General features: G+C 73.1%; 5 protein-coding genes. 2 read left to right on the forward strand and 3 right to left on the reverse strand.

Annotation, left to right across the window (positions count from 1 at the left end):
- From IF73_RS0136675 to IF73_RS0136685, 3 genes are all read right to left on the reverse strand, one after another.
- Positions 1 to 762: biotin/lipoyl-containing protein (locus IF73_RS0136675; protein WP_031015752.1), on the reverse strand; the 762-nt coding region annotated here is incomplete at its 3' end.
- A gap of 62 nt (positions 763 to 824) precedes the next feature.
- A complete protein-coding gene (lpdA, locus tag IF73_RS0136680; RefSeq protein ID WP_030496788.1) occupies positions 825 to 2,213 on the reverse strand; it encodes a dihydrolipoyl dehydrogenase in 1,389 nt (462 codons plus the stop codon).
- 280 nt (positions 2,214 to 2,493) lie between these two features.
- The gene (locus IF73_RS0136685) at positions 2,494 to 4,002 is read right to left on the reverse strand and encodes a leucyl aminopeptidase (protein WP_031015754.1); all 1,509 of its coding nucleotides are present in this window, start codon (positions 4,000 to 4,002) and stop codon (positions 2,494 to 2,496) included.
- Between the two features lie 294 nt (positions 4,003 to 4,296).
- Between IF73_RS0136685 and IF73_RS0136690 the strand changes: the two genes are divergently transcribed.
- Together IF73_RS0136690 and pelF are read left to right on the forward strand one after the other, a co-directional pair.
- Complete coding sequence (locus IF73_RS0136690; RefSeq protein WP_031015756.1) at positions 4,297 to 6,384, forward strand: hypothetical protein; 2,088 nt, start codon at positions 4,297 to 4,299, stop codon at positions 6,382 to 6,384.
- Positions 6,385 to 6,410: 26 nt separating this feature from the next.
- Positions 6,411 to 7,949 carry a GT4 family glycosyltransferase PelF gene (gene pelF, locus IF73_RS0136695; RefSeq protein ID WP_031015758.1) on the forward strand — a complete coding sequence of 513 codons (1,539 nt, stop codon included), beginning with the start codon at positions 6,411 to 6,413 and terminating at the stop codon, positions 7,947 to 7,949.
- Positions 7,950 to 7,981 lie beyond the last annotated feature (32 nt).

Below are 7,981 nucleotides of genomic sequence, written 5' to 3' on the forward strand. Positions count from 1 at the left end.
GGCGGGCGCGGCCGGGGCGGCCGGCGCGGGAGCCGGGGCCGGGGCCGGGGCGGCCGGGGCCGGAGCGGCGGCGGGGGCGGCCGGAGCCGGGGCGGCGGCGGGGGCGGCCGGGGCGGCCGGGGCCGGGGCGGCGGCCGGGGCGGCACCCGCGGCACCGATGACGGCGAGCTTGGCGCCGACCTCGGCGGTCTCGTCCTCACCGACGACGATCTCCAGGAGAACGCCGGAGGCGGGGGCGGGGATCTCGGTGTCGACCTTGTCGGTCGAGACCTCGAGCAGCGGCTCGTCGGCCTCGACGGTCTCGCCGACCGACTTCAGCCAGCGGGTGACGGTGCCCTCGGTGACGGACTCGCCGAGCGCCGGAAGGACGACGTCGGTGCCCTGGGCGCCACCGGCGGGGGCGGCGGCCGGAGCCTCGGCGGCGGGCGCCGGGGCAGCCGGGGCCTCGGCCGCGGGGGCCGGGGCGGCGGCCGGAGCCGGAGCGGCCTCGGCCGCGGGAGCCGGGGCGGCCGCGGGGGCGCCGGAGCCGTCGTCGATGATGGCGAGCTCGGCGCCGACCTCGACGGTCTCGTCCTCGGCCACCTTGATGGAGGCGAGGATGCCGGAGGCGGGGGCCGGGATCTCGGTGTCGACCTTGTCGGTCGAGACCTCGAGCAGCGGCTCGTCCGCCTCGACGCGCTCGCCCTCGGCCTTGAGCCAGCGGGTGACGGTGCCCTCGGTGACGCTCTCGCCGAGCGCCGGCAGGGTTACGGAAACCGACATGGTTTCAGTTGCTCCTAACGAATTGCGGAAGTTGGTCGTCGCGCCCTGTGATGACGTGAGCGTCAGTCGTGGGAGTGCAGCGGCTTGCCGGCCAGGGCCAGGTGGGCCTCGCCGAGCGCCTCGTTCTGCGTCGGGTGGGCGTGGATGAGCTGCGCGACCTCGGCCGGCAGCGCCTCCCAGTTGTAGATCAGCTGCGCTTCGCCGACCTGCTCGCCCATGCGGTCACCGACCATGTGGACGCCGACCACGGCACCGTCCTTGACCTGGACGAGCTTGATCTCGCCCGCGGTCTTCAGGATCTTGCTCTTGCCGTTGCCCGCCAGGTTGTACTTGAGGGCGACGACCTTGTCCGCGCCGTAGATCTCCTTGGCCTTGGCCTCGGTGATGCCGACGGAGGCGACCTCGGGGTGGCAGTACGTCACCCGGGGCACGCCGTCGTAGTCGATCGGGACGGTCTTCAGACCGGCCAGCCGCTCCGCGACGAGGATGCCCTCGGCGAAGCCGACGTGCGCGAGCTGGAGGGTCGGGACCAGGTCGCCGACCGCGGAGATCGTGGGCACGTTGGTCCGCATGTACTCGTCCACCAGGACGTAGCCGCGGTCCATCGCGATGCCCTGCTCCTCGTAGCCGAGGCCGGCCGAGACCGGGCCGCGGCCGATGGCGACGAGCAGCACCTCGGCCTCGAAGGTCTTGCCGTCGGCGAGGGTGACCTTCACACCGTTCTCGGTGTACTCGGCGCTCTGGAAGAAGGTCCCGAGGTTGAACTTGATGCCCCGCTTGCGGAAGGCGCGCTCCAGCAGCTTGGAGCTGTTCTCGTCCTCGACCGGGACGAGGTGCTTCATGCCCTCGATCACCGTGACGTCGGTGCCGAAGGACTTCCACGCGGAGGCGAACTCGACGCCGATCACACCGCCGCCGAGGATGATGGCGGACTCCGGCACACGGTCCAGGGTGAGGGCGTGGTCCGAGGTGATGATCCGGTTGCCGTCGATCTCCAGGCCGGGCAGGGACTTCGGCACGGAACCGGTGGCGAGGAGGACGTGGCGGCCCTCGACCCGGCGCCCGTCGACGTCGACGGAGGTCGGGGAGGACAGACGGCCGGTGCCCTCGATGTAGGTGACCTTGCGGGAGGCGACGAGACCCTGCAGACCCTTGTAGAGGCCCGAGATCACGTCGTCCTTGTACTTGTGCACGGCCTTGATGTCGATGCCCTCGAAGGAGGCCCTGACACCGAACTGCTCCGCCTCGCGCGCCTGGTCGGCGACCTCGCCGGCGTGGAGCAGGGCCTTCGTCGGGATGCAGCCGTTGTGCAGGCAGGTGCCGCCGAGCTTGTTCTTCTCGATCAGTGCGACGTCCAGGCCCAGCTGCGCTCCGCGCAGCGCCGCGGCGTAACCGCCGCTACCGCCGCCGAGGATCACTAGGTCGAAAACGGTGCTGGCGTCGTTCGCCACGTCACGTCCTCCATGCATGTGCGCTCGTCGCCGGTCGTCGATGACCAGGCGGCGGCTCCGGTGTCCGGCCGCATTATTTCGGCCCTGTGGTGGGGGCCCTGTCCTGCCGAGAACCCATCTTCGCACTTGTTGACGGATGGCGGGACGCGGGGCCGGTGGATGAGACCGGGCGATCCTCCGTACGGCCACCCACCAGGGCGTACGAAGCTACGGATTTCGTCGTCGGCGAACACACGCGGAAGGGCCCCGGGCGGACGCCCGGGGCCCTTCACCGGCGGGCTCAGAGCTCGCCGGCCGCCGTCAGCTCGGCGAGGCGCACCAGGGTGCGGACCGAGGAGCCGGTGCCGCCCTTCGGGGTGTAGCCGTACGGGGCGCCCTCGTGGAAGGCCGGGCCCGCGATGTCCAGGTGGGCCCAGGTGATGCCCTCGCCCACGAACTCCTGCAGGAAGAGACCGGCGACCAGGCCGCCGCCCATCCGGACGCCCATGTTGGCCATGTCGGCGGTGGGGGAGTCCATCGTCTTGCGCAGGTCCGCGGGGAGCGGCATCGGCCAGGACTGCTCGCCGACCTCCTCCGCGATCTCGTGGATCGCGGTCCGGAAGTCGTCGTCGTTGGCCATGATGCCGAAGGTGCGGTCGCCGAGGGCGAGCACCATCGCGCCGGTCAGGGTCGCCACGTCGACGATCGCGTCCGGGTGCTCCTCGGACGCCTTGGTCAGCGCGTCGGCGAGGACGAGCCGGCCCTCGGCGTCGGTGTTGAGGACCTCGACGGTCTTGCCGCTGTACATGCGCAGCACGTCACCCGGGCGGGTGGCGGAGCCGGACGGCATGTTCTCGGCGAGGGCGAGCCAGCCCGTGACGTTGACCTCCAGGCCGAGGCGGGCCGCGGAGACGACGGCGGCGAGGACGGCGGCGGCGCCGCTCATGTCGCACTTCATCGTCTCGTTGTGGCCGGCCGGCTTGAGGGAGATGCCGCCCGAGTCGTAGGTGATGCCCTTGCCGACCAGGGCGAGGGTCTTCTCCGCCTTCGGGTGGGTGTACGCGACCCGGACCAGGCGCGGCGGGTTCGCCGAGCCGGCGCCGACGCCGAGGATGCCGCCGTAGCCGCCCTTGGCGAGCGCCTTCTCGTCGAGCACCTGGACCTTGAGGCCGTGGTCCTTGCCGGCGGCCTGGGCGGCGGCGGCGAAGGTGGCCGGGTACAGGTCGTTCGGCGGCATGTTGACGAGGTCGCGGGCGCGGTTGATCTCCTCGGCCACGGCCAGGGCGCGGTCCGCGGCGGCCTTGTGGGCCTTGTCGCGCGGCTTGGCGCCGAGCAGCGCCACCTCGGCCAGCGGCTTCTTCGCGTCCTTCGGCTGTTCCTTGAGGGCGTCGAAGGAGTACGCGCCGAGCAGCGCGCCCTCGGCGATCGCGCCGGCGTCCTCGGCCGAGGCGATCGGCAGCGCGAAGGCGGCCTTCTTCGAGCCGGACAGGACGCGCGCGGCGGTGCCGGCGGCGCGGCGCAGGGTCTCGGAGTCGTACGCCTCGCCGTCCTCGGGGGCGGAGCCGAGGCCGACGGCGAGCACGACGGGGGCCTTCAGGCCGTCGGGCGCGGGCAGCTTGGTGGCCTCACCCTCTCCACCCGAGGCGCCCAGGGTCTCCAGGACGGCGGCGAGCCGGCCGTCGAACGCCTTGTCGACGGCCTCCGCGCCCGGGGCGACGACCAGCGTCTTCCCGGCCTTCGCGACACCGACGACGAGGGCGTCGGCACGCAGCGTCGCCGCTCCGGCAGTGCTGAGAGTGAGAGCAGTCACGGTGGTGAATTCTCGCTTCCATTGAGTTCTGTGGCGGTCGAGGGATGGGCCGACCGAGCCCGCCGCATCGTATTTCGGCCCGATGAGCGCCGAGAACGAGCCTACGCTCGCTCACCCGGTTCGCTCACCGCGGCTTCGATTCACTCATCCGAGGTGTCTCTTTCATGTTTGTCCTTCCGGCTCCCGCACCGGCGCCACACTCGCCTCATTCACGCAAGGGCGGCACACGCGCCTTCGCTTCATCTCCACAGGTCCCCCCGCGTCCGGGGGCCTGCCGAGGGGGGACACCACACCATGCACGCGAACAGATTCCGCATGCCCGCGGCCGCGCCGAGGAAGTCCGGAAAGCAGGGGGTGCCGCGGCGCGCCGGCCGCACCGCCGGGGCGCTCGCCGCCGCCGCGCTCCTCGCCACCGTGGTGCCGTCCGCGCAGGCCGCGGCCGACCCCGCGCCCCGGATCGACCTCACCGTCCTCGTCGTCGACGACGGCGGCAGCGCGATCGGGGCGATCACCGCCGAACTGAAGGGCTCCGGCGTCCCGTACCGCGTCCTCGACCTCAACGACCCGGGCCGGCCCGTGCTCACCGCGGCCTTCCTCAGCGACACGGTCGACGGCCGGCCCCGCGCCAAGTACCAGGGCGTGGTCGTGCCGCACGAGTCCGCCTTCGGCCCCGACTCCGCCGAGCACACCGCCCTCCGGACGTACGAGCGCACCTTCGGCATCCCGCAGGTCGACGCCTACACCTGGTCCCACCCCGGCGTCGGCCTCGACTACACCACCGACGGCGGCTGGTCCGGCGTCCTCGACGGCGTCACCGCCGGCGTCACCCCGGCCGGGACGTCCGGCCCCTTCGGCTACCTCGCCGGCAGCCTGACCTTCGAGGACAACGACCCGGCGGTCTCCGAGAGCTACGGCTACGCGGGCCGCCCCCGGGCCGGCTTCACCAGCTACGTCGACATGCCGGTGGAGGGCGGCGGCCGCGCCAGCCTGGTCGGCGAGTACGCCGCCGACGGGCGCCGCGAACTCGTCGTCACCTTCGCCTACAACCAGCACCAGCGGCAGTTCCGCGCCCTCTCCCGCGGCATCGTCGAATGGCTCACCCAGGGCGTCCACCTCGGCCGCTCCCGGAACTACCTCTCCGTCCACGTCGACGACGTCTTCGCCCCCGACGCCCGCTGGGACACCGTCCGCAACTGCACCCCCGGCGACCTCGACTGCGTCGGCGGGGACCCGGAGGCCGAGAACCCCATCCGGATGACCGCCGCCGACGCCACCTACGCCGCCGCCTGGCAGAAGGCGTCCGGCTTCACCCTCGACATGGTCTACAACGGCGGCCAGGGCGAGCAGTGGAAGACCGAGCACGGCGGCACCGACCCGCTCGCCGCCCGGCTGATCGCCGACCGCGCCCAGTACCGCTGGATCAACCACACCTACACCCACCCCTACCTCGGCTGCGTCCAGGACAACACCACCGTCCCCTGGCGGTGCGCCACCGACGCCTCCGGCAACACCCTCTGGGTCAGCCGCGCCGAGATCTCCGCGCAGATCCGGAACAACCTCAACTGGGCTGTGGGCAAGGGCATCTCCGTCGACCGCTCCGAACTCGTCACCGGCGAGCACTCCGGCCTGAAGACCCTGCCCCAGCAGCCGGCCGACAACCCCCACCTGGCCGGCGCCCTCGCCGACAACGGCGTGAAGTGGACGGCCAGCGACAACTCCCGCGAGCCCCGCCAGCGGGCGGTCGGCGCCGCGAAGACCGTGCCCCGGCACCCGATGAACGTGTACTACAACGTCGGCACCGCCGCCGAGATGACCGACGAGTACAACTGGGTCTACACCTCCCGCGCCGACGGCGGCAGCGGCGTCTGCGAGTCCAACCCGGCCTCCACCTGCCTGCCCGCCCCGCTCGACCCGGCCACCGGCTACGCGGAGCACATCGTCCCGCAGGAGGCCCGGATCGCCCTCGGCCACGTCGTCGCCAACGACCCCCGCCCGCACTACGTCCACCAGTCCAACCTGGCCGAGGAGCGCCTCCTCTACCCGGTCCTCGACCGGATCCTCGCCGACTACCGGGCGCTCTTCGCGGCCAACACCCCCCTGGTGAACCCCCGCCAGAAGGACGTCGGCACCGAGCTGACCCGCCGGGACGCCTGGGACGCCGCCCTCGCCGCCGGCAAGGTCACCGCGTACCGCATCGGCGGCACGGTCACCGTCAAGGCGCCCGCGGGCGTCCAGATCCCCGTCACCGCCCCCGAGGGCACCCGCAAGCAACTCGTCCTCGGCACCGCCGCCTTCGGCACCGCCTACGCCGGCAGCCGCTCCGCCTGGACCGCGCCCGAACTGCTCCAGACCGCCGTCACGCTCCAGCTCCCGACCGCCTGACCAGCACGCTCTGGGGGGACACGCACATGCCGAGCAGCGGCCGTCACGTCACCATGCTCACCGAAGGCACCTACCCGCACGTCCACGGCGGCGTCAGCACCTGGTGCGACCAGCTCGTCCGGGGCATGCCCGAGGTCACCTTCGACATCCTCGCCCTCACCGGCAGCGGCCGCGAACCCGTCACCTGGGAGCTGCCGCCCAACATCGCCCGGCACACCGCGTTCCCCCTCTGGGGCCACCCGCGGGGACCGGCCGCGCCCAGCCGGGCGCGCCGGCCCCCGCGGGGGCGCGAACGCCGCCGCTTCCTCGCCACGTACGAGCACTTCCTGCTCGCCCTCCTCGACCCGGACGCCGGCCACGACCTCGCCGGCAGCCTCTACGAGCTGGCCGCGCTCGCCCGCGACGGCCGGCTCACCCCGGCCCTCCGCTCCGAGCAGGCCCTCCGCACCCTCATGTGGATCTGGACCATGCCGCACCTGCCGACGCGTGCGGCCGGGCCCACCGTCCACGACGCCCTCACCGCCACCGACCTGCTCGAACACGCCCTGCGGCCGCTCGGCGCCCGGATAGCCGACGGCAGCGTGGCGCACGCCGTCTCCAGCGGCCTCGCCACCCTGCCCGCGCTCGCCGCGCAGCACTTCGAAGGGGTGCCCTTCCTGCTCACCGAACACGGCATCTACCTCCGCGAGCGCTACCTCGGCTACCGCACCGAGGCCCAGCGCTGGCCCGTCAAGGCCCTCATGCTCGGCTTCTACCGCGAGCTCAACTCCCTCGGCTACCGCCAGGCCGACCTCATCACCCCCTGCAACCAGTACAACCGGCGCTGGGAGGAGCGCGGCGGCGCCCCCGCCGACCGCATCCGCACCGTCTACAACGGCGTCGACCCCGCCCTCTTCCCCGAGGCCGGCCCCGAACCGGAGACCCCGACGCTCAGCTGGTGCGGCCGGGTCGACCCGATCAAGGACCTGGAGACCCTCATCAGGGCGTACGCGATCTCCCGCGCCGAACTCCCCGAGCTGAGGCTCCGTCTCTTCGGCCCGGTCCCGGCCGGGAACGAGGACTACCGCACCCGCCTGGAGAAGCTCGCCGCCGAACTCGGCGTCGCCGACGGCGTCTCCTTCGAGGGCCGCGTCTCCGACGTCCCCTCCGCCTACGCGGCCGGCAGCGTCGTGATGCTCTCCTCCATCAGCGAGGGCTTCCCCTTCTCCCTCATCGAGGCCATGTCCTGCGGCCGGGCCACCGTCTCCACCGACGTCGGAGGGGTACGGGAGGCGGTCGGCGACACCGGGATCGTCGTCCCGCCCCGCGAACCGGCCGTCATGGCCGCCGCCGTCTCCGCCCTCCTCCGCGACGGCGCCCGCCGCGCCGAACTCGGCCGGCGGGCCCGGCAGCGGGTGATCGACGAGTTCACCCTGCACCGCTCGGTCGACGGCTTCCGCCGCATCTACCGCGAACTCGCCGCGCCCCGCACGTCCGGGCCGACGCCCGCCCCGACGCCGCTGCGCGTCAGCATCCCGGCCCCGCGCCGTTCCGCGCCCCGCGTCCCGGAAGGCACCCCGGCATGAGCGGCTCCCTCTGGCTGAAGCCCCCCACCACC

It is taken from the genome of Streptomyces sp. NRRL F-5727 (assembly GCF_000719555.1).
Lineage (GTDB): Bacteria > Actinomycetota > Actinomycetes > Streptomycetales > Streptomycetaceae > Streptomyces.

Bases quoted from the DNA above. Each gene is read 5' to 3' on its own strand.
- IF73_RS0136690 (WP_031015756.1), top strand. From the start codon at position 4,297: ATGCACGCGAACAGATTCCGCATGCCCGCGGCCGCGCCGAGGAAGTCC.
- pelF (WP_031015758.1), top strand. From the start codon at position 6,411: ATGCCGAGCAGCGGCCGTCACGTCACCATGCTCACCGAAGGCACCTAC.